This is a genomic window from Corynebacterium sp. HMSC077G07, from assembly GCF_001809225.1.
Lineage (GTDB): Bacteria > Actinomycetota > Actinomycetes > Mycobacteriales > Mycobacteriaceae > Corynebacterium > Corynebacterium jeikeium_D.
Map to the genome: position 1 here is coordinate 118425 of NZ_KV796533.1, position 25815 is coordinate 144239.

The window sequence follows — 25815 nt, forward strand, 5'->3', positions numbered from 1 at the left end:
CAGGAGGAAGAAGTCATGTCGAAAAGGGAAATTGCGCAGCGTGCCCGGCGGGAAGATCTGCCGGATCCAATGCTGAACCCGCATAGTCCGAAGACCCCGCCGCCGGGGGCATCGTGGCCAATGTGGGTGCAGTATACGATTTACGGCGCGCTCTTTTTCGGCATGTCCGCCTTCGTTGTGTTCCTGGGGCTGGAGCGGTGGCGACGCGCCACATTCATGCTGGGAAGCACAATGATGCTGCTCGGCGTGGCTAGGCAGTACCTGCCGGACAGCATTTTAGGTGTGTTCTCCGTACGATCCCGGGCCTTTGACTTATGGTTTTGCTCCATAATCGGGATGGGAATCGTATTCCTCGCAGTCAGCGTGGATGCGCTGGGAAGCTAGCTGACATTAACTGACATCGCGAGCGAGGAAACTACGCACAATCGAATCCACTCGCTCGAACTCCGTCAAGAATCCGTCGTGACCCACGGCGGATTCAATCTTTTCCAGCCCCAAGCAGTTGCCCAGATTGCGGGCGAGGTGCTCCTGCTGGTGGAAAGGGTAGAGAATGTCCGTGTCCACACCGGCAACCATGGTCGGCACGGTTGACGAGTGCAGCGCCTCGTTGAGGCCACCGCGACCACGGCCAATATTGTGCCGATTCAAGGTATCGGTGAGCACGACATACGAGCCGGCATCGAAACGCTGAGCCAGCTTCTTCGCCTGATGATCCAAGTAGCTTTCTACCTGGAAGCGATCTTCCGTGCGCATCGCGCCCAGCGGATCCTCACCGGGCTGCGCTGCCGCGCCAAAGCGGTCATCCATCTCCAGCTCGCCACGGTACGTCAAATGCGCGACCCTGCGTGCAAAACCCAGACCTCGGGCCGGAGTCACACCGCGGTCGTAGTAGTCGCCGCCATGCCAATCGGGATCGGACTCAATGAATTGAATCTGCGCAGACTGAATACCAATCTGCCAAGCAGACGCACGTGCGCCGACACACATCACCAATGCCTTGCCGACGAAATCCGGGTGCATCAGTGACCACTCAAGCGCTCGGGCCCCACCCAAGGAGCCGCCAATGACAGCTTGGAGGCGGGAAATTCCCAGTTCTTGCAGCGCCAGGTGCTCCACCGTCACCGTGTCGCGCACGGAGATTGCGGGGAAGCGAGAGCCCCAGGGCTTGCCGTCGTCCGGATGTGGACTGGAAGGGCCGGTTGTACCGCGACAGCCACCGATGACGTTGGTGCAGATAATGCAGTACTCGTCGGTATCCAGGGCGCGGGCAGAGCCAATCATCCCGTTCCACCAACCCGCAGTCGGGTGGTACTCATCCGAGGGGCCGGAAGCGTGGGCGTCGCCGGTTAGAGCGTGCTCGAGGAGGATGACATTCGAGCAGTCGTCGTTAAGCCGGCCCCAGCGTTCGAACTCGACAGTGACGTCGGGGATGACCGCGCCAGCCTCGGTTGTGACATCGCCGATAAAGACACGCCCCGGTTCGCCCTCGGGTGCGAGGGCGGCCGGGGTAGATGGGGAAAAGCTCATGCCTTATAGACTACTTAGTCCGTTCTGTGTCTGTGTACAAACGGTCTACGCGAGTGCTGCGAAGCCGCCCTCGAGATCGGCGATGATGTCATCGATGTTCTCGATACCGACAGAGAGGCGAACGGTGGCCTGGGAAATGCCGGCGCGGATCAGACCCTCCTCATCGGACTGGGAGTGAGTGGTGGTGGCCGGGTGGACAACCAGCGAGCGGACATCACCGATGTTGGCGACGTTGGAGTGCAGCTTCAGAGCGTCAATGAACTTCCACGCCTTGGCGGTGTCGGCATCCTTCAGGTCGAAGGAGAGCACGCCGCTGGCGCCGGAAAGGTCCAGCTTGTTCAGGGTCTCGTACCACGGGGAGCTCGGCAGTCCAGCGTAGTTGACCTTGGCGACCAGCGGGTGGTTCTCGAGGAACTCAGCGACAGCCTTGGCGTTCTCATTGTGGCGCTCGATGCGCAGAGCCAGGGTGTCGAGGCCCTGAGCCAGAACCCAAGCGTTGAACGGAGCCGGGGCAGCGCCGGTGTCGCGGAGAATGCCAGCGCGAGCACGCAGTGCGAAGGCCGGGGCGCCCAGGTCGGCGAACTTCAGGCCGTGGTAAGCCTCGTCGGCCTCGGTGAAGTTCGGGAAGATGGAACGGCCGTTGCGGGTCTGAGTCCAGTCGAACTTGCCGCCGTCGACGATGACACCGCCAAGGGAGGAGCCGTTACCAGTCAGGAACTTGGTGGTGGAGGAAACCACGACGTCAGCACCGTGCTCGAGCGGGCGCAGCAGGGCCGGGGTCGGAACCGTGTTGTCGACAATCAGCGGAACGTTGTTGCGGTGTGCAACCTCGGCGATGGCCGGGATATCGAGGACGTCGATCTGAGGGTTGGCGATGGACTCACCGTAGAAACCGACGGTGTTGTCCTGAACTGCTGCCTGCCAGGACTCCGGGTCATCCGGGTTCTCGACGAAAGTGCAGTCGATGCCAAGGCGCGGCAGGGTGACCTTGAACAGGGTCTCAGTACCGCCGTAGAGGCGTGGCGAAACGACGAAGTGGTCGCCTGCACGAGCCAGGGTGAGGACAGCAGCGGTCTCAGCTGCCTGGCCGGAGGAGAACAGTACGGCAGCGACGCCGCCTTCGAGGCTGGCGATGCGCTGCTCGACGGCATCCACAGTCGGGTTGGTCAGGCGGGAGTAAATCGGGCCTGCATCCGAGAGGTTGAAGCGGTTGGCAGCGTGCTCAGCGGAATCGAAGACGTAGGAGGAGGTGTTGTAAATCGGCAGGTTGCGCGCGGAGGTCTGTGCGTCCGGAGCGAAGCCGGCGTGAATAGCGCGAGTGGACAGGCCCCAGTTGGCGGCGTTGCTGTTGTCGTACTTGGTGGTCATTTCAGATACTTCCTTGCGGTTTTTTTGAGGTCGTTCAAAACGTTGCTTACAAACAATAGTGAACCAAGCTGTCTATTGCAAAGTTTTGGAAAAACCCAAGGTAAGAGGGTGTGTGTATCTGTGTCGAGAGTGCTATAGCCCGCTTAGTACGGATTGGTTTGATTAGTTCTGGGGCGTGGTCGGTTGTGGGGGGGGGGTGGAGGCTGCTGTATATGGGGGCGTGGGTGGCGCGTGGTGGGTGGTGGGTGGTGCGTGGCGAGTGGTGTTCGACGGGTGGCGGTTTGCCGAAGGAGTTAGTGCCTACCTTTATGACAGTTTGAAGGCAATTTTTTGGACAAAAGTGTCATAAAGGTAGTCAGTAACTCATGGGGTGAGGCACTGCGGTGCCGGGGCATCGGGCGCTGCGGTGCCGAGTGTCGAGGTGAGCCAAACAGGGGACTGAGTATGGGCGAAGGGTACCGTAAAGCGCCGAAAAGCACTGGGTACTGTCAAGACCGTTACGGAAGTCAGGGCATAGAAAAAGCCCCTCGCGCCATGTGCATCAAATGCAACATGAGCGAGGGGCTATCGCCCGAAACCGGCGGTCAGCCTAGGTCGGCCTAGACCAGCCTGGGCCAACCAGGTCAGCCAGACCAGCCAGGAGCAAGCAGCTAGTCCTACTTCTTCAGACCGTCGATGATCTCGTTGAACTCAGCGGACGGACGCATAACTGCGGAGGTCTTCTCATCGTCCGGCAGGAAGTAGCCACCCAGATCAGCTGGGGAACCCTGAGCATCAATCAGGGTCTTGGCGATGGACTCTTCCTTCTCCGTGAGAGCCTTAGCGACCGGTGCGAAAACTTCCTTCAGCTCGGAGTTCTCGTCCTGCTTGGCCAGCTCCTGTGCCCAGTAGAGAGCCAGGTAGAAGTGGGAGCCGCGGTTGTCGATTTCGCCAGCCTTGCGGGACGGCGACTTGCCCTCGTCGAGCAGGGTAGCGGTTGCCTTGTCCAGGGCCTCAGCCAGGACGCGTGGACGTGGGTCGTCGTCATGCTCAGCGGCGTAGCGCAGGGACTCGGCCAGTGCCAGGAACTCACCCAGGGAGTCCCAGCGCAGGTGGTTTTCTTCCTGAACCTGCTGGACGTGCTTCGGTGCGGAACCGCCTGCGCCGGTCTCGAACAGGCCGCCCCCGGCCATCAGCGGCACGACCGACAGCATCTTGGCGGAGGTGCCCAGCTCCATGATCGGGAACAGGTCGGTGAGGTAGTCACGCAGAACGTTACCGGTTACGGAAATGGTGTTCTCGCCGCGGCGGATGCGCTCGAGGGAGAACTTGGTAGCGGACACCGGATCCATGATGCGGATATCCAGACCCTCGGTGTCGTGGTCTGCCAGGTACTCGTTGACCTTGCTGATCAGGTTGTTGTCGTGCGCACGCTGCGGGTCCAGCCAGAACACTGCAGGGTCGCCAGTGATACGAGCGCGGTTGACGGCCAGCTTCACCCAGTCGCGGATTGGGGCGTCCTTGGTCTGGCAGGAGCGCCAGATGTCACCCTCGGCGACGTGGTGCTCAATCAGAACCTCGCCAGCGGAGTTGATGACCTGCAGGACACCGTCAACCGGGATCTGGAAAGTCTTGTCGTGGGAGCCGTACTCCTCAGCCTTCTGGGCCATCAGGCCGACATTCGGGACAGAGCCCATGGTTGCCGGGTCGAAAGCGCCATTGGCGCGGCAGTCCTCGATAACAGCCTGGTAGACGCCGGCGTAGGAGGAGTCCGGGATAACAGCGAGAGTGTCGCGCTCCTCACCATCCGGGCCCCAGCCCTTGCCGCCGTTGCGGATTAGTGCAGGCATGGAGGCGTCAACGATGACGTCAGACGGAACGTGGAGGTTGGTGACGCCCTTATCGGAGTTGACCATGTAAAGGGCCGGACCTTCCTTCAGGTCCTTCTCGATAGCGGACTTGACGGCCGCCGCAGTAGCGTCGTCAAGCTTGTGTAGACCATCGAGCATAGCGCCCAGGCCGTTGTCCGGAGTCAGGTTGGCGGCAGCCAGCTTGGACTCGAACTTCGGGAAAACAGATGGCAGAAAGGCCTTGACAACCTCGCCGAAGATCAGCGGGTCGGAGACCTTCATCATGGTGGCCTTCAAGTGGACGGAGAACAGGATGTTCTCGCGCTGTGCGCGACGAATCTGAGCGCGCAGGAAGTTGTCCAGGATGTGGACGTTCATGCCCGTGCCGTCAATAATCTCGCCCTTGAGGACCGGCATGTCCTTCTTCAGGGTGATGATCTGGCCGTCGTTAGCCTCGAGCTGGTAAGTCAGCTTGTCGTCGGCCGGCATGACAACGGACTTCTCGTTGTGGCGGAAGTCGTTGGAGGCCATGGTGGCGACGTTGGTCTTGGAATCCGCGGACCAAGCGCCCATGCGGTGCGGGTGCTTGCGGGCGTAGTTCTTCACCGGCTCCGGAGCGCGGCGGTCGGAGTTGCCCTCACGCAGTACCGGGTTAACGGCAGAGCCCTTGACCTTGTCGAACTTGGCGCGGTCGGCGGTCTCTTCCTCGCCTTCCGGCTGCGACTTGTACTTCGGAATGTCATAGCCCTTTTCCTGCAGCTCTGCGACAGCGCGCTTAATCTGCGGGACGGATGCAGAGATATTCGGCAGCTTGATGATGTTGGCGTCCGGCTCCTTGACCAGCTTGCCCAGGGCTGCCAGCGCATCCTCTACCTTCTGCTCGTCCGAAAGACGCTCCGGGAACTGAGCCAGAATGCGGCCTGCGAGGGAGATGTCGCGGGTTTCAACATTGACACCAGCCTGGCTTGCAAATGCCTCCACGATTGGCTTCAGCGAGTAGCTCGCCAGCAGAGGGGCTTCGTCAGTACGGGTCCAAATAATTGTCGCCATAATTCATGTCTCCTATCTGTTTTGTTCCACGATAACCCAGTTTTGAATCTTGGGTTGTGTCGGGGCATAGCGCAAAAACAGTGATAGTGATATGAATAACGCAATTATGTGAGGCAAGTCACGAAATGTGCAATTATTTGTCGCTTATTCGCCGCTTTTCATTCCATTTTTCGCTTTACGACGGCCCCCGCGCTCAAACCCTTCAAATACGAAAAACCGCGCTGGGGTGTCGTGCACGCCGGCGCGGTTGTTCAGGGCAGCCTATTTAGTTCTGTGTATTGTTCGGAGGATTGTTCTGGCCGAACTGGTAGCCCTGAGTGTTCTGAGACTGGGGGTACTGCGGAGCATAGCCCTGCCCCGGCGCCGACTGGGTAGTCCTGACCAGTTTCTGGCCGCGGAACCATGCGCGCATGTCCTTGAGGAACATAAGAACACAAGCCGCGATCAGCATGGCACCTGCGAGGAAGAGGACTACATCCACCCAGGAGCTCAAGAACAGGAGGGGGATGATGGTCATAGCCAACGCCAGTGGTGCCACGGTGACGCAGAAAAAGATTGGTGCCGTCGAGTCTTCACCGCGGAGGATGGAGTGAATCCAGTATGCGGTCAAGGTGACAAGCATCATTCCCATCAGTAGGAGGACTGGAACAAGAACGAGGGCGGCTGCAGCGCCCATAATGTAGCCGATGTCATCCCAAGAATCACCCAACGATGACTCTAGGCTGCCGAGATCGTTGGCGCCCTGGATGCCGAGCGTGATTGCGTACAGAACTGCGATGATGCCAATCAGAGTTGAAAAACCGACCAAGCCGGTAGTGATTCGGGGGATGAGTGGCATGCGCTGCCACATGTTCTGCAGTGTGGCGTTTGCAGGCAGCGGTGGTACATCCGTGGTCACCGTGGTGGTTACTGTCGCAGGACTGGTTTGAGTTGGGGCGGACCACTGTGCTTGTTGGGTTTGCGTCTGGAACGAGGATTCCTGCGCAGTGGGTGCCGGGCGATTTGCCAGCCCGCGCAGCGTCGCAATGGTGATGGTGGCGTTCTCATCGGCCAGCAAAGCGTCGTATTCGCGGCGACGTCCCTCATCGCCAAGCACTTGCAGCGCAGTGAGCTTTTCCTGGAACTCGCCGGAGTACTCCGAGACGCCAGCATCTCGCAGTTCGGAGAGCTGATTAGAAAGATTTGTATGGAGTTCTTCGGTGCTGGCTGCGCTATCCAGCTTCAGAGACTCGTAGAGGTTATAGCGGTCGCCCATAGTGGATCAAGATCCTATCGGTATTGCAGTTCGAAATATCTTTTAAAACAATTTACCTGGTAGCTATTACGGCAGCATCGAAGACCCGGAGCGCTCGATGGTAGGAAGTCCGTGGCGCTCGGAGGGAATGGTAGTCCTCGGCAAACAATGCCGATTGCAAAATGGTTTAGAAGAACTTGAGTGAGCGACTTCCACTAATGGCCGTAGATGTTATTCCGCGCACAAATACCCGGGGAACAGGCGGATTAAATAGCGAAATTTTTGTGTTGCGGAGTAGAGTCTCATTTTTCCCTTGCGGCTCCCCTCACGGTTTTGCGAACCCGTCTTGGGCCGAAAGTCGAGGGGAACTGAGAGTCCACCAACTGGCGTAAGAAGAGAAAAGGAGACGGTCGCAATGACGTCGTCAAGCGAAGTAACAACCCACAACGACGACCACAAACCGCGTGCGCGTCGTGCGGGAGCGTTTAGCTCGCATCGCCGTCCTGTTCCGGTGCAGGACGACATCTCTGATCTACGCCGAATCTTGGTGATTGTGGCTCTGTCGGTCGGTGCATTCGGCATCGGCGTTACCGAGTTTGTGGCCATGGGCCTGCTGCCTTACATCGCTGATGCCTTCGGACGTGATGAGGATGCCGCAGGGCGCATGATTTCGATGTACGCACTCGGTGTTGTCGTGGGCGCACCCCTAATTACCGTGCTGACCGGCTCGATTCCGCGCAGGCGCATGCTCCTGCTGCTGATGGCGGCATTTACCATCGGCAATGGTGCCACGGTTTGGGCAGGCACACTGGGCTCTTTCGAAGCAGTCATGGTCTCGCGCTTCATTGCCGGTCTGCCGCACGGCGCGTATTTCTCGGTGGCGGCGCTGGTGGCGGCCTCCCTGGCTAAGCCGGGACAGCGCGGCAAGATGGTGGCTCTGTCGGGCGTGGGGTTGTCGGTGGCGACTGTGATTGGTGTGCCGGCCGCGCAGGTGCTGGGACAGATTTACGGTTGGCGCAGCGCCTTCGCGTTTGTCGCGGTCATCGGGCTGATTGCATTTGTTTCGCTGTGGTTCGCCGTGCCGCATATGAACCGCATGCCGAAGACACGTCCGATGGATGAGCTCTCGGCTCTGGTGACACCGCAGGTGCTGCTGACCGTCGCGATTGGCACCGTTGGTTTCGGCGGCATGTTCGCGGTTTACACCTACATCACCTGGACTATGACTCGCGAAGCGGGCATGAGCGAAAACCACATCTGGATTGTGCTGATGGCCTACGGCATCGGCATGGTTGTCGGTACTTACATCGGTGGCTGGCTCTCCGACCGCATCGGGGAGTGGGGCATCATGGTTGCGCTGGTGCTGATGGTAATCATGCTCAGCGTCTTCTACTTCACCTCACAGAATGCTGTGCTGGGCACGATCAACTTCCTCCTTATCGGTCTGCTGGGATCGGTATTGGTGCCTAATCTGCAGACCCGTCTGATGGATGTCGCCGGTCGCGCACAGACGCTGGCGGCAGCTCTCAACCAGGCCGCATTGAACATGGCCAACGCATTCGGAGCGGCGCTCGGTGGTTGGGTCATTGCGTCCGGTTATGGCTACCGCGCACCGGCTTTGGGCGGCGCGACGTTGGCGATGTTGGCTATCTTCATCGCTCTGCCGACCATTGTTCTTTACCGCCGCTCACAGGCGAAGAAGGCCGAGCGCATCGAACTGCGCTAGGGGTCTTCAAGGCGTAGTGCACGCATAGGTAACGTATGAGGGCATGAGCCTTACAATCGCGACAATCAATGTCAACGGCATCCGCGCCGCCGTCAAGGAGCGCAGCGAAACCAATCTGGGATTGCTGGAGTGGCTGAAGCACACCAGTTCCGATGTCGTTTTGCTGCAGGAAGTCCGCGCCACCGACGACCAGGCACGCAAGGCCCTCGCGCCCGCTTTCGATGCCGGATGGCATTGGGTCGGTGCTGAAAACCTGGGTGCCAAGGGGCGCGCCGGCGTGGGCATTCTCTCGCGCTTTCCGCTTAACGACGTCCAGGTGGGCATCGGCTCCGAGGAGTTCGAAGAATCCGGTCGGTTTATCAGTGGTGTTGCCCCGGCAGCGGACACCGGCCTGGATGTGGATGTCCAGATTGCCAGCCTCTACCTGCCCTCTGGTGCCGCCCTGAGCGAGAAGCAGGATGAGAAGTACCGCTTCCTCGATGCCTTCTCCGACTACCTGGCCGAACTGGGTGCCAAGGGGCGCGACGGTCACCACGCAGTCATCGGCGGCGACTGGAACATCTGCCACCGCGAACAGGATTTGAAGAACTGGAAGACCAACCGCCGCAAGAGCGGTTTCCTACCGCAGGAGCGTGCCTGGATGGACTCGGTCTTCGGCTGCTGGCCCGATGAGGTTCCCCAGGATTCGCAGGTACAGGCCAGCGACAAGGAGCTGGAATCCGGTGCCTTCTCCGATGGTTCTGTGTGGGAGGCCCCGAAGCTCAATGCAGATCCGGTGTGGTTTGATGTCACTCGCCGTCTGCACCCAGAGGCCGACGGTCCCTGGTCCTGGTGGACCTACCGCGGTAAGGCGTTCGATACCGATGCCGGCTGGCGCATCGACTACCAGGCGGTAACCGAACCAATGCTCAAGCGTGCCGTCAGCTCGGTAGTGGATAAGCCTGCCGCCTACGACCTTCGCTGGACGGACCACGCGCCGGTGATCGTGGAGTACGCCTAAACCCGGCATACGCCTAACCCCGAGTGGACTAGTGTGCTCCGACGTCAGCGAACTCTGGGATTATCTCAGGCTCGGGAGCAGTTACGAGATGCCGGTTCTGCCGCAACATCGAGGCGATGCCGTCAACGATGGCGTCGGCCCATTTGTCCTGCATAGCGGGGTCGGCCAAATCGCGGGTGAGTTTTTCAGCGCCCACCGCTCCCAGCGATAGCGCAATTGTCGGCGCATGTGGCCGCGAACTCTGGTTCACCGCCACTGCCGGCGCCAGGCCGGTGCGAAACTCGGTTGGCACCCCGTTTGTGCTGTAACTGCTGTGCGGATTGAAACCTCGGTACACCATTCCGTCGCGCACACCCGCCGCCAACTGCCAATCGGCAGGAGCATCGTCCTCAGGTTCGAGAGACTTCACCACAGCGGATACCGAAAAGCCACGATCGCCGATGTTATCCCCAGAAAGAGTCTGGCCCTCTGATGAGCGACCGACGATTACGGTGGCTGCGCTCGCCGTGTCGTCGGCAAGCGAATGCGCGCCAACGATTGCGCCGCGCTGACGGAGCTTGTCGCTGGCGCGTTGCACGATGCTGTCGATGTGAGCGGAAGTATCCCCACTCAAACGCAGCGCGCGAGGCAGGTCGGCGTTGATAGCCTCGATGGCCTCGCGGCGAGAGTCGACGGTGATGCGCGCGCCGGCGAGCGGATCGACAGCCTCGTCGGGGGAGGGGACGATTGGCTGGCGCGGAGGCATCCACAGCGGATTGGGGCGCGCCGGGCGGTGTGGGGAACTGTTGACAACAGCGTGCAACTCTTCAGGTGAAAACATCTTGTTGACCGCGAAAATCATCACCGAACTGTCGTGATACACAGGCGTGAGCCCCGGCGCGTGCCATGCCCAGGAACGCATCGACAGCGCCTCCGTGCCATCCGTGTTCACACCCGGCGGGGAACTAATGATGTAGTGCACTCCCAATTTCTTCGCCATGGCATCGAACTCTGGATGTGAGCCCAGCAGGTCAACGTTTATCGGCAGCTTGTTGCTCGCCTCGGCAGTTTTGTCGGAGAAGGAGAAATGGCGGAACAGGGTCGGCAGTCCGGCGATGGCATACATCCACGCAGAACCGTCACGACGGTCATTGAGAATATGCCCCTCAAACGCATGCGGCTGTGCGGACAGCCAATCAATAGCTTCCATGTCCGCAGCGGTCACAAACGTGCTTCCGAAACTCTGGCGAATTGCCTCGCGCTGAGCAGGCCCACTCGCCCAGGTCGCAGGCACAATCGCCAGTGCCGCTACGAGCCCCATCGCCAGCGCAGGATTCCACGACTTGGTCGGCTGATCTCGCTTTGCGACGATCCACTGCGCCGCAGCCACAATCCCGACAACGGCAGCCGCGACTGCGTAGCCGACCAGCACTGCGCGCAGAATTCCCATAACCGCCTGCATGCGGTACGGCATGTCGTAGAAGAAAGTGCCAATAAACTTCAGATAGGTGCCGAACGGCTCAGACCAACGGGACTGCGCACTATCGGACACCACAAAGAGCAGCCCGAAAACCAGTGCCGGCCACGGAGCCCATGGGCTGTCTGGCAGGCGAGAGACAAGCGCCACCACCAGGCCGATGAGCACAAGAACCAGAACAGTCCGGGAAAAGATGGGCTCGTCAGCATAGCGGGAAAACCCAATCAGAGTTCGCCACAGTGATTCGGAGCGGGAAATCTCAATTTGGCCGGTAAAGCCCGCAACGGATTCGCCTTGCCCCCTCGCGGACAAAGCTGCCGGGAGAGTCATCACCAGGGCGAGCGCGCCGATAATTAGCGTGCGAACTAGGCCACTGACGCTCGGTTGGGTAATCAACCACAAGCCAACAAAGAGCACGGCAGCAATTGCGCCGGCCGGGTGGGTGATAAACGTGCCGACCAGGGCAAGCGCAGCGGGGACAATATAGCCCCGCATGGTCAAAGCCGCAGCAATCGGCAAAGCGGCCACCGCGAGCAGATACGGCATGGAGGAGGTGCGCCAAAGGGCCACCCAAATCTCCGGAAGCATCAGCGTCGCGACGGCAGCTGCGGGACCGGCATAGGCCGCCCACTTAGGACCAACTGCGGTGCGGGCTAGCACCGCAGTTGCTGCGGGAACAAGCAGCGCCGGGGCCAAGAACGCAAACACGTTGGAATCGAGGAAGACCGAGCCGGGCAGCAGCCCCGCCATGGCATGCCAGCCGGTGGGGTAGAACATTTCGGCCCCGGTCTCCTGATTCATCAGGTCACCGGCCGCGGTGGGCGAGGCTATTGCATGCTCGTCAATGAACCGGAGGAAGTTGGTATGCCAGAGCATGTCCCAGGCTTCGCGGATAGCGCCGGGGCCGCCAGGGACGTCGTTAAGCACGAGCATGGCGCGCATCGAGCCGACTACCGTAACTCCGACGACAATCATCGCGGTGACAACGCCGGAATCGAAGCCGTCTTCGGGCGTTGCTCGGGGGACGAATCTGCGCACCAGATAGCCAATAGCACAGAACCATGCCCACATGCCGGCCACGAAGAGCCAGGTGTAATCCAGCCCGAGCACGTGAGACAACCATGCGGAAAAACCGGTCACACCCAGCATTAATGGGCCGGCAGATGCCAACGCGAGCGTGGGACGTAGCCCACTGGCCCAACCGAGAACTGCGCCTGGGACCAGCAGGATGAAGACGGCAACCGCAATGGCAGCGAGCATGGGACTCCTGACGGATAAGAGAATTGAATTAGTCCAATAATACCTGTGGGTTAGTTCGGCACTTGGGACGCGAGCGCCTAAGATTTGAAGAAGGACTGATGGGACTTCAGCCGCTGTAAAACCCAAGCGCGAATCTGCGCGGGACTTGAAGCGAGCTCGGTGCGGACCAGGAAAGGAGAGGACATCCCCAGTGAAAAACGGCGAGAGCGATAACAAGCGGCACCAGATGGCCGATTTGGAAGCCATCGCACGGAGTCTGCAGAACGACCCTGGCACTGCTGTCAATGTCCCAGTGGTCGTGACTTCCGGTGTCATTGTTGCGTTTATCGTGCTGTCTTTTGCCTACGCGTGGCCACTGTGGATTTCCCTCGGACTCATTGTTCTGCTGGGAGCCGTGATGGTCGTGTCCTACACCCGTAGGCCACCCGTAGCCCCGCTCGAGTTGACCCAGGGGGAGCGTGAGCGTGTTCGCCGTGTTCTCTCTGAACACGGCATTCGCCCAGCGATCACGTTGGTGCGCGCACTGTACCCCGAGGAATCGCCAGCTGCTGCGGCGCGCACCGTCAAATTGCTATCCGATCGAATGCTTGTGGAGCAGGGGGACGAGGGGCGTCGGGGCTAGCTTTTGGCAGTCGGTTTCCTGCAAAAGCCCGTGGTGTTGTCGAAACGGGTACGTCGTCGACTCTCAACTGCGGGCCTCGCGCTAGACTTATTGGCTATGAGTGAAAGCAAGGGTCCTGAGGCAACTAATCCTGCACCGAGTGCTCGTAAGCAGCGCGTTCTGTCCGGCATTCAGCCGACCGCAGATTCCTACCACCTGGGCAACTACCTGGGTGCATTGAAGAACTGGATTAATCTGCAGGATGACTTCGACGCTTACTACTTCATTCCAGACCTGCACGCCATCACTGTCGAGCAGAATCCGAAGGAGCTGCGTCAGCGCACTATCGCAGGTGCCGCACAGCTGATTGCACTCGGTATTGATCCGGAGAAGTCGGTGCTCTTCGTGCAGTCGCATGTGCCCGAGCACGCGGAGCTCGGATGGGTGTTGACCTGCTTGACTGGCTTTGGTGAAGCCAGCCGTATGACGCAGTTCAAGGACAAGTCCTCTCGTCAGGGCGCGGAACATACCTCCGCTGGTTTGTTCGCGTACCCCATGTTGATGGCTGCCGACATCTTGCTCTACCGCCCACAGCTGGTGCCGGTGGGGGAGGATCAGCGCCAGCACCTCGAACTGACGCGTAACCTGGCGCAGCGCTTCAACTCCCGCTACAAGAAGACCTTCGTGGTGCCGGATCCACACATCATGGAAGGCTCCGCGAAAATTTACGACTTGCAGGATCCGACCTCGAAGATGAGCAAGTCGGGTGCAAATCCGAAGGGCATTATTAACCTCTTGGACGACCCGAAGGTCTCCGCCAAGCGCATTCGCTCGGCCGTTACCGACAATGACGGAGAGATCCGCTTCGACCGTGAGAACAAGCCGGGCGTTTCCAACCTGCTGGTCATTCAGTCGGCGTTGACCGACAAGCCTGTCGACGAGCTCGTTGCCGGCTACGAAGGCGCTGGCTACGGCCAGCTGAAGGCTGATACCGCAGATGCGCTGGAGGCATTCACCACGCCACTGCGTGCACGCTATGAGGAGCTCATGGCCGATCGTGGTGAGTTGGAACGGATCCTGGCCGAAGGCGCTGACCGTGCCCGTGAAGTTGCCGCCAAGACACTTGCAGATGTGTACGAGCGAGTCGGGTTCCTGAAGGCCGCCAACCGTTAATTCAGCTGTAGACTCTGCGCTTCAGTCTCCGTACCGAAAGCTGGCACGTTAAGGTAGGGGACATGGCAACCTCTACTCAAAAAGATCCGAAGAGAACGGACCGCTATGGCATCGAGCGTGTACACGCCGATGAACCGAGCGCAATCGACCGCCTCCGCGAAAAGTGGGCGTGGTTCGATCACGTTATGCGGATGCAGGAGCGCTACTCCGAGCAGGGCGGTAACTTTTTTGCCGCCGCTGTCACGTACTTCTCCGTGCTGTCGATTTTCCCCCTAATCATGACGGCATTTGCCATCCTCGCGCTTGTGTTGCGTGGCAATGAGCAGCTGCTTGAGCAAATCCAGTCCGCTATCACCGACTCCATCGATGGGTCGATGGGCGACACCATCAACGCAATTATCGAAGGCGCGATCGATCAGGCAGGTGGCGTCTTCACCGTCGGTTTCATTGCCACCCTGTGGTCGGGGCTTGGTTGGATGGGCAACCTCTCCAACGCAGTGACACAGCTGTGGAAGCGCCCGCTAGGCGCTAGCAACTTCGTGATCGGAAAGGTTCGCGACCTGCTGCGTCTGCTGGGCATGCTGGTTATGATCCTGCTGACCTTCGCTGTCACTGCAGCCGGCTCTTCCGGACTGACCCAGTCCCTGCTGGACAAGATTGGTCTGGCTCATGTCCCGGGAATCACAATTATTGCGGGATTGATTGCCATCGCCATTGGTCTCGTCGCCAACTGGCTGCTGTTCTTCTGGATGCTCGCTTTCCTGCCGCGCGGGGGCGCCCCGTTCCGCTCTGCGGCAAAGGGTGCGATTATCGGTGCGATTGGCCTTGAGGTTGTCAAGCAGCTCGGTAGCGTTTTCTTCTCCAACGCCCTGTCGAACCCGGCCGGTGCAGTTTTCGGTCCGGTCATCGGTTTGATGGTCGTTTTCTACCTCATCTGGCGCATAACTATGTATGCCACTGCCTGGACCGCGACGACCGAAGAAGCGCTTGCCGACGAGGAGCTGGATGCACCTGCTCCTGCTGTCATTAACGTCCGTGCGGAAGCGGCCAACCCGTCCGGATTGAACCGCCTGCTCGGTTCGAAATAATTAGCCTCGATCGCGTCTGCCGAAGCGGTAGGTGACCATCGCAATCAATGCGATGACACCTACGATGGCAGCGCTGACAGTAATTTTTAGCCCGGTTCCTGTTGACTCGTTGTCCAGGATATCGGGCAATTTTTCTACCAACTTATCCTCAGTCGCTTCCGCTTCGAGGACACCGACAGAGCTGTCCTGCGGTGCCGCGAAGCCGGCGTCGAGAAGCGATGCCGCCTGCTCCCAGGGGCGCGGTGAATCCTCCACAGTGACGTCGAGAACGATGACGCCGAGACGACGGCCATCGCGCTCAGCCACCCCAGCGAAGGTATGACGGGCATCGTCGGTAAAACCGGTCTTGCCTCCAAGGGCGCCGGGGTAGTCCTGGGCAATCAGCTGATTGTCGTTGGCGATTTCGAAGTCATCGACCTCGAGAGCCTTGTCTCCGGGGATGGTGGCCAGGCGGGTGGCCGAGAGCTTGCGATAAATCTCATTGTTGAATGCGTGCTGGAAGAACAGTGACATGTCGTATGCCGACGTCATCTGTCCCGGAGCATCGAGACCAGTCGGGTTGACCACTCGCGTATCCGTCGCCCCCAACTTCTTTGCCAGGGCATTGACCTTCTCTGTGGTCTTATCCATGCCACCAAGTTCGCGGGCCAAGGCGTGGCCGGTGTCGTTGCCGGAGTTAAGCAGCAGACCAGTCAGGAGCGTTTCTACCGAGTAGTTCACGTCCTCGACGATGCCGACACGAGAGCCCTCCATGTTCGCGTCCTCGAAGGTCGCCTTGACTGGGGTGTCGAGCTTCAAATTCTCGATTGCCTCCATCGCCAGCAGCACCTTAATAATCGATGCCGGACGGTAGCGGCCGTGCGGGTCCTTCGCCGCAAGGACATCGCCGGATTTCAAATCGAACACCGTCCATGCAGAGGCGGAGAGGTCCTTCGGAACGTCAAACCCCTCACCGCTGACAATGCCGCAGGCGGACATCTTGCTACCTCCAGCCAGCTTTTGAGGAACCGGAAGTGGAGCGGGAGATGTTTCGCCGGGAGCCGGAACCTCAGAGGAATCCACTGGTGCTGGTGGAAGGGTCTTGTAGGGGCAGCCCTCCGTGTCACGGATATCAGGTGCGGGACCGACAATCGGGGCGTCGTCGGTAAGCGAGGTGCTCTGCGCCATGGCTGCAGGGGCGGTGCTCGGCAGAAGCAGAGCGCTGGTAGCTAGCAGCGTAACGGCAGATGAGAAGCGGCGAGAGGGAAACATGATGAAATAAGGGTAGTAAAACGTCACCCGAAATGACGTATTCGTCGTGTGTGGATGGGGGAAAACGGGGGAGCGGAAGCCTTTGTACAAAGCAGAATTACGATTCACCGGCAGTGAAGTAGAAGCGGAGGGCACAGTACCGATAGTCTGGCCATTATGACTAATTCTTTGCACAGTGATGCTCAGTCTCTGGACACACAGTCTTCGGCATCGAATCTCGATGAGATGCGCAAGGTTGTCGCCAGCCTGCCCAAGGTACTGCTTCACGATCACCTCGACGGCGGCCTGCGCCCGCAGACCGTTATCGACCTGGCCGCGGACTGCGGTTACACCGATCAGTTGCCCACCACCGACGTGGATGAACTGGAGAAGTGGTTCATTGACACCGGCAACTCTGGCTCGTTGCCGAGCTACCTAACCGCCTTCGCGCACACCTGCGCCGTCATGCAGACCGCTGAGTCGCTGACGCGCGTGGCGCGTGAGGCCGTCGAGGATCTGGCCGCCGACAACGTCGTCTACGCTGAGCTGCGCCTGGCTCCGGAAAACCATTTGGAAAAGGGCCTGGATATGCAGGCTGTCATCGACGCACTGGTCGAAGGCCTGGCGCAGGGTGAAGCCCATGCCGCCGCTGAGGGAAAGCACATCACCGCACGTCTGCTGGTCTGTGCGATGCGCCAGAATGACAATTCCAAGGAAGTCGCACAGCTGGTGATCGACAACTACGGGAAGAACTCCGACGGGTACGTTGTCGGTTTTGACATCGCTGGACCGGAAAACGGCTTCCCACCGGCTAACCATGCCGAAGCATTCACCATGCTGCGGGAAAACCTCATTCCGGTCACCATTCACGCAGGTGAAGACGCCGGTGTGGATTCGTTGCAGGACGCTGTCGTGCAAGGTGCTCGCCGCCTGGGTCACGGCGTGCGCATCTACGAGGACTTCGGTGCTTCCCTCGAGGGCATCGAATGCCAGGAGGTTGCCTCCGCTATTCGTGACCGCCAGATTCCGCTGGAAATCTGCCCGACCTCCAACGTTCAGACTGGTGTCTGTGACAGCGTTGCGGATCACCCGTTCTCGCTTCTCGACGATATGAGTTTCGCCTGCACGGTCAACACGGATAACCGTCTGATTGGTGCGACTTCCATGACCCGGGAGTGCATGGAGTTGGTGGAGAACTTCGGTTACGGCTACAGCGAGCTGTTCGAACTGACCTCGAATGCGCTAAACAATGCATTCGTGGATCTGCCGACCCGCGAGCACATCATGGACACCATTATTTACCCCGCTTACCTGCAGCTTATCGACAACAGCGACGAGGACATCGAAACTGATGTCAACGGTGCGGGTTTCGGTGCCGAAGATGAGCTGAACCTGACGCTGGACTAGCCAGCGCCGGCCAGCTTTGCTGGGAGGAGCTAGATCTTGGTCGTGAACCGAGCGGCCAAGTCCTTCTCCAGCTGCCTCCAGCCCTCGGCCTCATCGTCGTAAGGCGGAACTGGCTCGGACATTTCTCCGGTGTCCAGCAGGAAGTTCAGCAGCCACTGCAGCTGCTGGTTGCCCGCCAGTACCTCGTTCACGGCATCATCTCCAGCCCAGTCAGCGGCGTCTGCGAGTAGCTCGTACGCGCGGGCGAGCTGGGCGGTGTCCACGGCGTTCGGGCCCTTTTCAATGTCCTCGGCCAGACCGGTAAACGAGTACTCATTGTCCTCGTGCACTACGGCCTCCAGTTCACCTGCGTTGGCCGCGGTGATGATTTCATCCCACGTCGTCAGCGCCGACATGTCGTGATGCTTGTGCTCCAGCAGCCAACGCACCATCGTGCGGGGCTGTGAGAACGTGTGAATCTCACCGGCGCTGCCCAGGAATAGCGGGCGACGTCCCATGTAACAACGCAAGGTGTAGAGCGTGCGGCCAGCGATGGAGATCTTGATCGGGTCGATGCCAGCGTTGGCCCACACCGTCTGATCGTACGGATCGCCGGCGGTCTCCTCTGCGGACTTCTTTTCCTCTTCGCGCTTCTTCTCCGCCGCTTCACGACGCTCACGCTCCGCGGCCTCCGCCTCCTTTAATGCGGCTGCAGCAGCGGTTTCAGACTCTTCATCGATGCTCGGAGTATTTGCGCCGATGGCGTCGATAGCGTCAATGCAATTGTCCCAGTTGGTCAAGATGACATTACCGATAGCCGACCACTGAGCGGCGCCACTGCCCTGGAAGTGATCAGCACCATTTTGCGTGGCAGCCAGGACAGAGTGAGAGGCGAACATCTGGTTGATCGGAGTGAGATCCGCGATCGCACCAATCGAGCGAGTGATGGCAAGAATGCGATCAGCGCGCGAAACATGGTCGTAGTCGGCCCGGCCGGCCAGAATCTCTGGCAGCCCAATCAGGTCATAGCGGTGGCGTGGCGCCGCGATGGCAGCTCCCGGTAGCTGCTGGTTGAAGTTGCGCCAGCTGGGGTGCTGCGTGAAGTCGTGAGGAGCATCCGACTGTAGGAAAGCCAGGAGCTTTGCCGCCGATGAGAACAAATAGATGTCATCACCGCGGCCGAGCAGAGCCTGCCACTCGGAGCCACCCTCACGCCAGCTTGGAGCCCACAACGTGTAAAAGGTGCCCGAGGTCAGCTCGAGTTCGATAGGAACGATGCCTTTCCTGGCCATAGTTTTCGTCGCAGCCCTTCTGCTTGTCGGTGATTATTAAAACTCAAAAATTGTCATACCTGCAGCGCCCCCACGGGTGGCAAGTTTGCGTATTCCTATCTTAGAAGTTTTACGACGCAGATACCCACCGCACTATCCGGTCGGACGGTAGAACCCCTTAAACGGCATGCCGATGTTGGTCGTACGCACGGGGTTTACCTGCACCGGATCGCCCGCTTCGACCATCTTTCCGTCACCGATAACCATGGCGACATGGCCGTCCCACACTGCAAGATCGCCAGGTAGCAGTTCATCCTGGCTCACCTGTCTGCCGACGGCCTGTGCTTCTGCCGTGCGGGGAATATCAACACCAGCTTGCCCGTAGGCCCAGTGCGTTAAGCCTGAACAATCGAGCGCCTGCCCCGGAGTATTTCCGCCCCAACCATAGGGCGTTCCGACGGCACTGAGTGCAGCCTTCACCGCAGCTTGGGCCTCTGGTGTGGGCGCGCCAGCTCCAGCATCCGCAGGTACCGGCGCGCTGCCCGAATCGGACGACGCCTCCGAACCATCTGCAGCGTCGGTAGCGCTAGCCGAACCTGGGGTGTTCGTAGACGTAGAAGCGAGGGCGGCTTGAGTGATACCTGGGGCCTCCAACTGTGCCGAGTGAGGTGGGGGAGGGGTGTCCACCGCGGTACTCGCTTGCTGTATCAGCGACTGCACCAGAGGTCGCAGTTCTTGCTCGAGTTTCATGAGCCGCGCAATGGCCTGGGAGATCGCGGAACTGGCCGCTGAGGCTAGGCTGGCGCCGGTCGCGGCGAGACCAGCGGGCCCCGCAGCCGTCGCAGTCAACGAGCCCATGGCGGAAGTGACAAAATCCATGGCAATCCGGGCCAAATCAGTGGCCGCTGACATTACTGCGGCCAGCCCCTTGGCAATGTCACTGTCAATGGTTCCGGCGCGAGTTTCCAAGTCGGCTGCCGCATTTGCAGCCCGTTTGAGACTTGTTCCCGCGGCCCCTGCTCCGGAACCAGCACCATCGCCCCAGTTGCGGTCAACGGAATCTGCCACTGAGCGCCAGGCGGTACTCGCGGCGGGTATTGCGGCCCCAGCAAGTCCTGCCAGTGCGGGTGCGATGGCAGGACTTAGCTGTTGTGCAATCGCGGTGGGGACCTCCGTAAGTAGATTGGTGGGAAGCATCACGCACCGCCCATTCCGCGAGTTGCAACGGCTCCCATTTTCGGTGAGATGGACTGCAGCGCATATGCGCCGGCATCTTCAGCAGTGGACACCGCAGAGACAAGAGCGTTCAGTGCACGAGCAGCGCTGGTGCCGTACTCATTCAGCTCAGCTACATGCTCGTGTTGGTGCTGTAGAGCAGTGGCTGCAGCGTGACAGAAGGGCCCAGCAAACGGGACGTCGCCAAGCGAGAGCAGTGCGCTGATGCCCAAGTCAGCGCCGCTGACCTGCTGCGACAACGCGTCAAGGCGCGTGGCATCGGCAGAAATCAGCTCTGGCACCAGCGTAAAGACTGAGTCATTCCCGCTAGTGGTCGGAGAGAGAAAAGATTGGCTGTGGGAACTGTGTGGTGATGGACGGGACAATGTTGACGGCCTCTCTAGGAAATTCGCGTGTGGTTCAACACTCAGTGCTGTGGCAGAACGGCTAGCGGGGTTCGGACGGCGACTGAGTGGCAAGTGGTTTGGTAGTAGGCGGACTTGTGCAAATAGGGCGCAGTAAATAGCCCTCGTATTGTTAGGCGCGAAAAAGGCCGATTCGGTTCCATATTTTTTGGGGAACGCGTTTTCAGAAATTTGCTTTTGCCGGCACCAGAGCAGCAAAAGCAAAGCAATGTATTTTGGAAGGCATGGAGATTACCGTTGTCAACCATCCCTTGGCACAGTCACGTTTGACCATTCTGCGCGACGCGCGCACTGATAACGCGGGCTTCCGTGCGGCACTCGCCGATCTGGGCGCAATGCTGATTTACGAGGCAAGCCGGGAGCTGCCCGTCGATAACTTCGATGTTCAGACCCCAATCACTACCGCGCCGGGTTACCGTCTGCAGGATCCGCCGATTATTGTTCCCGTCATTCGTGCGGGTCTTGGCATGATTGATCCGTCGCTGTCGATGATTCCGGATGCGCAGGTGGGCTTTATTGGCTTGGCTCGTAATGAGGAAACCCATGAGCCGGTGCCGTACCTCGAGGCGCTACCGGAGGATCTGTCCGGGCGCACTGTCTTCCTGGTCGACCCAATGCTGGCAACCGGCGGTTCACTGCTGCATGCCCTGAAGCTGTTGGTGGATCGCGGCGCGGACAACATCACGGCCGTGTGCATCATTTCCGCACAGCAGGGTGTCGACGCCTTGAAGGAATCCGGTTTCCCGGTGCGTCTTGTCACCACAGTGGTGGACCCGGATCTTAACGAGGATGCCTACATCGTGCCGGGGTTGGGAGATGCGGGCGACCGCCTCTACGGTCCCCGCAACATTGATCTTTAAATTGATCTCTTAGGCAGTTCCCCAGGCTTCTGCCGCGTACTTCTTGACGACCTCGTTGTCCTTGGTCACAAGAACTCCGTCGGGGGACATCTGGTACTTGTACGAGCCGTTTTGTGCAACAACGCGGTCGCCCTCATCGACGATGATGTCCATCGATCCGGAACCCTGTGGTGTATCCGAGCGGTAGTACTTCTCGCCGGAGCGCGTCTCACAAGCAGCAGCCTTAATTCCCTGTTCAGCGGCGATAACAGCAAAGGCGCGGTCACCGTTGTCGCAGCGTGCGGAGCTGCCCACGAAGCCCAGGCCGTCTAGGTCGGAGCGGCCAGTGCCGAAGTCCTGCCCCTCCGGAGCTGATGTCGGCTCTGAGCTCGTCGTCGTGGATGGCGAAGACGTGGTGCTCGGCGTCGACGACGAGGACGATGTCGAAGTGCTCGGCGTGCTTGACGACGTCTCGGAGGACTTCGACGTAGTTGTGGTCGTGGTGGTCGTCTTGCTCGTAGAAGTCGAACTCGTCGAGGACGGCGGTGTCGAACTGGGCGACGTCGGCTGCGAGGAGGAGGGGACCTCCGGACGCTGGGGCTCATCACTATTGTTCAGCGACAGGCCGATGGCGATGCCGATGACGACCACGAGTGCGGTGGCCACGATGATGATGGGGATGCTGAGAGACTTAGGTGTGCCATTGCCGGACATGCCTATTATCATCGCAGACTTCCTCAAAATGTGAAACATCTGATAATTGAAGAGGCCAAAGTTAAAGAAGTGACTCCTGGTCATGCGTACGTCTGGCGCTGACATTCAAGCGCTTGCCGGCCACTGCTGTCGCTGGCGCAGTCGTCGGTAGGCCTCTTGTTACGGCCTGTCGATGGAGCGCTTACACTGGAGAGTTGTGATTGAGGAGTTTATTAAGCACTGGTGGGCCGAGCACGCGAACGAGATTCTCGAGTGGCGGCGGCATCTTCATGCGCACCCAGAGCTATCTCACATGGAGCACGCCACCACGGCTTTTGTGGAGGAGAAGCTGCGTGCTGCAGGGCTGAAACCAGTGCTGTTTCCCAACACCGGCCTGATGGTCGACATTGGTGAAGACGAACTCGCCGGTAGCGAAGCCGGAGGTGAACTCCCGGGACGTCTCGCTTTCCGCGGTGATATCGACGCGCTTCCAATTACAGAGAGCACGGGGCTGGAGTTTGCCAGCACCAATGACGGCGTCATGCATGCCTGCGGGCATGATTTCCACACCGCGATCACGCTCGCGACGGCACTGGCTATGGCTGAGTACCACGAAAAGCACACGTTGCCGACGCCGCTGCGTTTCATTTTCCAACCCGCCGAGGAGGTCATGGTTGGCGGTGCACCCGAGGTTATCGCTGCCGGTGCGCTCAATGGCGTTGAGCGTATTTTTGCCGTCCATTGTGAGCCGAAGCTGCGCGTAGGTCACGTCGGCGTTCGAACAGGTGCCATCACCTCTGCGGCCGACACGCTGGAGATTCAGGTGCATGGCCCGGGCGGGCATACCTCCCGTCCGCAGATGACAGCCGATGTTGTCTATGCACTGGGTAAATTGATTGTAGATTTGCCGGGCTTGCTGTCGCGACGCGTCGATCCTCGTACAGGCACCGTGCTGACGTTCGGCTCCGTTCACTCCGGGTACGCGCACAACGCGATTCCGTCGGAAGGCAGCGTCAGTGGCACCCTGCGCACCGCGGACATCAAGACCTGGCGCGACATCGATCCACTGGTGCGCGAACTGATTGAACAGGTCCTCGCTCCGACCGGCGCCGATTGCACCATCAACTACGAGCGTGGCGTGCCGCCTGTGCTTAACGACGAATACTGCACCGCCCTGATTGCGGAAGCGGTGCGACGAGTGGACGAGAATGCTGTCATTCAGGCCCCACAGTCGTCCGGCGGCGAGGACTTCGGTTGGTATCTCGAGCACGTCCCGGGTGCGATGGCTCGTCTGGGCTGCTGGTCCGGTCGTGGAGACAAGCACGATTTGCACCGAGATGATCTAATCGTGGACGAGCGTTGCCTGGGCGTTGGTGTGAAACTCTTCGCTGGCATCGTCGCACGCTATGAGGATGGCGCGCAGTCAACCATGACTGTCCGTTAGACTATTGGGGCAAAGCGGGGAAAACGCCTCCCGCGGTAGTTACATTGTGATATCCACGGCAACTTTGGAGGATTTGTGGCACAGAGGATCGTAATCATTGGCGGCGGCCCAGCCGGCTACGAAGCAGCGCTGGTTGGCGCCAAGTACGGTGCTGAAGTCACTGTGGTTGAGGATGCCGGTATGGGCGGTTCTTCCGTCCTGTGGGATTGCGTTCCCTCTAAGGCCTTCATCGCGGCGACGGGCGTTCGTACCGATATGCGCCGTGCGGACGAGATGGGTCTTCGCCCGGACTTCTCCCAGCGTAAAATCGACTTCACTGCGGTCAACGAGCGCGTTAAGCGCCTGGCGCAGCAGCAGTCTGACGATGTTCGCGCACAGATGGAGCGCGAGGGCATCAAAATGCTGCAGGGCCGCGGTCGTCTCGATGACCACGACCCGGGCCGTGTAACTCACTACGTCACCGTCGACTTGCTCGAGGGCGGCGAGGTCACTCTTGAAGCCGACCTGGTGCTGGTCTGCACCGGTGCGTCCCCACGTATTCTGCCGGGTGCAATTCCTGATGGTGACCGTATTTTGACCTGGCGTCAGGTTTACGAACTGGAGGAGCTGCCGGAGCACCTCATTGTGGTCGGTTCTGGTGTTACCGGTGCTGAGTTCGTATCCTCGTTCACCGAGTTGGGTGTGAAGGTCACCATGGTCGCTTCGCGTGACCGTATCCTGCCGCACGAGGATGCTGACGCTGCAGATGCCCTGGAGGAGGTCCTGCTGGAGCGCGGTGTGGACGTTGTGAAGAACGCCCGCTGTGATCTTGTCGAACGCACTGAGGACGGCGGCGTTCGCGTCGTCACTTCCGACGGCCGTGAGGTCTTCGGCTCCCACGCGTTGATGACCGTCGGATCGATTCCGAACACTGCGGATATGGGTCTGGACGCAAGTGGTGTGAAAATGACCCCGTCTGGCCACATTCACGTTGACCGTGTTTCCCGCACCAACGTGCCGGGTATCTACGCTGCCGGTGACTGCACCGACTTGTTCCCGCTGGCTTCCGTTGCAGCTATGCAAGGTCGTATTGCGATGTACCACGCCCTCGGTGAAGGTGTTTCGCCAATTCGCCTGCGCACCGTTTCCTCGGCAGTGTTCACCCGCCCGGAGATTGCGACTGTTGGTGTCTCCCAGGCTCAGATTGAGTCCGGTGAGGTCTCCGCTCGTGTTGAGGTTTTCCCGCTGGCAGGTAACCCGCGTGCGAAGATGCGCTCGCTGCGCCACGGCTTCGTCAAGCTGTTCTGCCGTAAGAATTCCGGCATGATTATCGGTGGTGTGGTGGTCGCTCCGACCGCCTCGGAGCTGATTCTGCCAATTGCTGTGTGTGTCTCCAACCAGCTCACCGTCGATGACCTGGCAAGCTCCTTCTCTGTCTACCCGTCGCTGTCTGGCTCGATTACTGAGGCTGCTCGTCAGCTGATGGCACACGACGATCTGGACTAATGCTGGTATCGCGACTGGCAACATGACCGGCCGCACTCGTAATTAAAACAAGCCGAGCCCCGAAAGTGGGGCTCGGCTTTTTGGCTGTGCAATAAGAACGTACCGATGCGCTTATGCTGCGCTTACTTGCTGGAGAGTTCAGCGTACTTAGCGGTGACTTCCTCCACAGACGGATTCGTGGCGTGCTCGCCATCGGAGTACAGCACAGTCGGCACAACGCGGTTGCCGTCATTGACGGACTCAACCCACTTCGAAAGGTCGTCGTGCTTTTCGACGTCCCAAGCCTCAAACGGAGTGCCGTTTTCCTTCAGGCCAGCAATGAGGTTCTGGCAGAAAGGGCACCAGGCCGCAGCGTAAATGGTCACGTGTTCGGTGGTCTGTGGAGTCTTCACATCAGTCATACTTAGTCCAACGCGCGGACCAAGGCCGATATTCCATTGCGCAATACGTCCGCCGGGCAGTAGCCCCACCTCAGAGCCTTGCTCGGCACCCTTCCCAGATGCTCTTCGGAGGCT

At 59.7% G+C, this 25815-nt stretch carries 21 protein-coding genes; 10 read left to right on the top strand and 11 right to left on the bottom strand.

Annotated elements, in window-relative coordinates; all coding sequences use genetic code 11:
- Window positions 1-15 precede the first annotated feature (15 nt).
- The gene (locus HMPREF2562_RS05265; RefSeq protein ID WP_005510063.1) at window positions 16-384 is read left to right on the top strand and encodes a DUF3017 domain-containing protein; all 369 of its coding nucleotides are present in this window, start codon (window positions 16-18) and stop codon (window positions 382-384) included.
- A gap of 6 nt (window positions 385-390) precedes the next feature.
- On the opposite strand, the gene HMPREF2562_RS05270 is transcribed toward HMPREF2562_RS05265, so the two are convergent.
- The 4 genes from HMPREF2562_RS05270 to HMPREF2562_RS05285 form a co-directional block, all read right to left on the bottom strand.
- The gene (locus HMPREF2562_RS05270; RefSeq protein WP_070549724.1) at window positions 391-1527 is read right to left on the bottom strand and encodes a homoserine O-acetyltransferase MetX; all 1137 of its coding nucleotides are present in this window, start codon (window positions 1525-1527) and stop codon (window positions 391-393) included.
- A gap of 45 nt (window positions 1528-1572) precedes the next feature.
- Complete coding sequence (locus HMPREF2562_RS05275; protein WP_049193268.1) at window positions 1573-2895, bottom strand: O-acetylhomoserine/O-acetylserine sulfhydrylase; 1323 nt, start codon at window positions 2893-2895, stop codon at window positions 1573-1575.
- Between the two features lie 656 nt (window positions 2896-3551).
- Entirely contained in the window at window positions 3552-5774 is a 2223-nt protein-coding gene (locus tag HMPREF2562_RS05280) for an NADP-dependent isocitrate dehydrogenase (protein WP_070549725.1), read from the bottom strand.
- Window positions 5775-6039: 265 nt separating this feature from the next.
- The gene (locus HMPREF2562_RS05285; protein WP_070549726.1) at window positions 6040-7029 is read right to left on the bottom strand and encodes a molecular chaperone DnaJ; all 990 of its coding nucleotides are present in this window, start codon (window positions 7027-7029) and stop codon (window positions 6040-6042) included.
- A 394-nt stretch (window positions 7030-7423) separates the two neighbouring features.
- Here HMPREF2562_RS05285 and HMPREF2562_RS05290 point away from each other — a divergent pair, with 394 nt between their 5' ends.
- Window positions 7424-8734 (top strand): MFS transporter, encoded by a 1311-nt coding sequence (locus HMPREF2562_RS05290; protein ID WP_016422141.1) that lies wholly within the window; start codon window positions 7424-7426, stop codon window positions 8732-8734.
- Between the two features lie 43 nt (window positions 8735-8777).
- A complete protein-coding gene (locus tag HMPREF2562_RS05295; RefSeq protein WP_016422142.1) occupies window positions 8778-9734 on the top strand; it encodes an exodeoxyribonuclease III in 957 nt (318 codons plus the stop codon).
- A gap of 28 nt (window positions 9735-9762) precedes the next feature.
- Here HMPREF2562_RS05295 and HMPREF2562_RS05300 read toward each other — a convergent pair whose 3' ends face one another.
- Complete coding sequence (locus HMPREF2562_RS05300; protein WP_070549727.1) at window positions 9763-12450, bottom strand: DUF6541 family protein; 2688 nt, start codon at window positions 12448-12450, stop codon at window positions 9763-9765.
- Window positions 12451-12640: 190 nt separating this feature from the next.
- Between HMPREF2562_RS05300 and HMPREF2562_RS05305 the strand changes: the two genes are divergently transcribed.
- From HMPREF2562_RS05305 to HMPREF2562_RS05315, 3 genes are all read left to right on the top strand, one after another.
- Window positions 12641-13072: a hypothetical protein gene (locus HMPREF2562_RS05305; RefSeq protein WP_016422144.1), complete on the top strand. Its 432-nt coding sequence runs from the start codon at window positions 12641-12643 to the stop codon at window positions 13070-13072.
- 96 nt (window positions 13073-13168) lie between these two features.
- The gene (gene trpS, locus HMPREF2562_RS05310; RefSeq protein ID WP_049171954.1) at window positions 13169-14224 is read left to right on the top strand and encodes a tryptophan--tRNA ligase; all 1056 of its coding nucleotides are present in this window, start codon (window positions 13169-13171) and stop codon (window positions 14222-14224) included.
- Window positions 14225-14286: 62 nt separating this feature from the next.
- Window positions 14287-15312, top strand: coding sequence for a YhjD/YihY/BrkB family envelope integrity protein (locus HMPREF2562_RS05315; RefSeq protein ID WP_070549728.1), 1026 nt, complete (start codon window positions 14287-14289; stop codon window positions 15310-15312).
- On the opposite strand, the gene HMPREF2562_RS05320 is transcribed toward HMPREF2562_RS05315, so the two are convergent.
- Window positions 15313-16563 (bottom strand): D-alanyl-D-alanine carboxypeptidase family protein, encoded by a 1251-nt coding sequence (locus HMPREF2562_RS05320; protein WP_180950687.1) that lies wholly within the window; start codon window positions 16561-16563, stop codon window positions 15313-15315.
- Between the two features lie 156 nt (window positions 16564-16719).
- Between HMPREF2562_RS05320 and HMPREF2562_RS05325 the strand changes: the two genes are divergently transcribed.
- Window positions 16720-17949: an adenosine deaminase gene (locus HMPREF2562_RS05325; RefSeq protein WP_016422148.1), complete on the top strand. Its 1230-nt coding sequence runs from the start codon at window positions 16720-16722 to the stop codon at window positions 17947-17949.
- Window positions 17950-17978: 29 nt separating this feature from the next.
- Here HMPREF2562_RS05325 and HMPREF2562_RS05330 read toward each other — a convergent pair whose 3' ends face one another.
- The 3 genes from HMPREF2562_RS05330 to HMPREF2562_RS05340 all read right to left on the bottom strand — a co-directional run bounded on the left by HMPREF2562_RS05330 (window position 17979) and on the right by HMPREF2562_RS05340 (window position 20716).
- Window positions 17979-19220 carry a hypothetical protein gene (locus HMPREF2562_RS05330; RefSeq protein WP_016422149.1) on the bottom strand — a complete coding sequence of 414 codons (1242 nt, stop codon included), beginning with the start codon at window positions 19218-19220 and terminating at the stop codon, window positions 17979-17981.
- Window positions 19221-19352: 132 nt separating this feature from the next.
- Complete coding sequence (locus HMPREF2562_RS05335; protein ID WP_246819331.1) at window positions 19353-20267, bottom strand: C40 family peptidase; 915 nt, start codon at window positions 20265-20267, stop codon at window positions 19353-19355.
- Window positions 20268-20395: 128 nt separating this feature from the next.
- Window positions 20396-20716 carry a hypothetical protein gene (locus tag HMPREF2562_RS05340; protein WP_016422151.1) on the bottom strand — a complete coding sequence of 107 codons (321 nt, stop codon included), beginning with the start codon at window positions 20714-20716 and terminating at the stop codon, window positions 20396-20398.
- Between the two features lie 347 nt (window positions 20717-21063).
- Here HMPREF2562_RS05340 and upp point away from each other — a divergent pair, with 347 nt between their 5' ends.
- Entirely contained in the window at window positions 21064-21699 is a 636-nt protein-coding gene (upp, locus tag HMPREF2562_RS05345; protein WP_016422152.1) for a uracil phosphoribosyltransferase, read from the top strand.
- Window positions 21700-21708: 9 nt separating this feature from the next.
- On the opposite strand, the gene HMPREF2562_RS10885 is transcribed toward upp, so the two are convergent.
- A complete protein-coding gene (locus HMPREF2562_RS10885) occupies window positions 21709-22392 on the bottom strand; it encodes a hypothetical protein (RefSeq protein WP_141744775.1) in 684 nt (227 codons plus the stop codon).
- Between the two features lie 172 nt (window positions 22393-22564).
- On the opposite strand from HMPREF2562_RS10885, the gene HMPREF2562_RS05360 reads away from it, so the two are divergent.
- Both HMPREF2562_RS05360 and HMPREF2562_RS05365 read left to right on the top strand, forming a co-directional pair.
- Window positions 22565-23815, top strand: coding sequence for a M20 family metallopeptidase (locus HMPREF2562_RS05360; protein WP_187400004.1), 1251 nt, complete (start codon window positions 22565-22567; stop codon window positions 23813-23815).
- A 75-nt stretch (window positions 23816-23890) separates the two neighbouring features.
- On the top strand, window positions 23891-25300 hold the full coding sequence (locus HMPREF2562_RS05365) for an NAD(P)H-quinone dehydrogenase (protein WP_038627803.1): 1410 nt from the start codon (window positions 23891-23893) through the stop codon (window positions 25298-25300).
- Window positions 25301-25422: 122 nt separating this feature from the next.
- On the opposite strand, the gene HMPREF2562_RS05370 is transcribed toward HMPREF2562_RS05365, so the two are convergent.
- On the bottom strand, window positions 25423-25701 hold the full coding sequence (locus tag HMPREF2562_RS05370; protein ID WP_038627805.1) for a mycoredoxin: 279 nt from the start codon (window positions 25699-25701) through the stop codon (window positions 25423-25425).
- Between the last annotated feature and the right edge of the window lie 114 nt (window positions 25702-25815).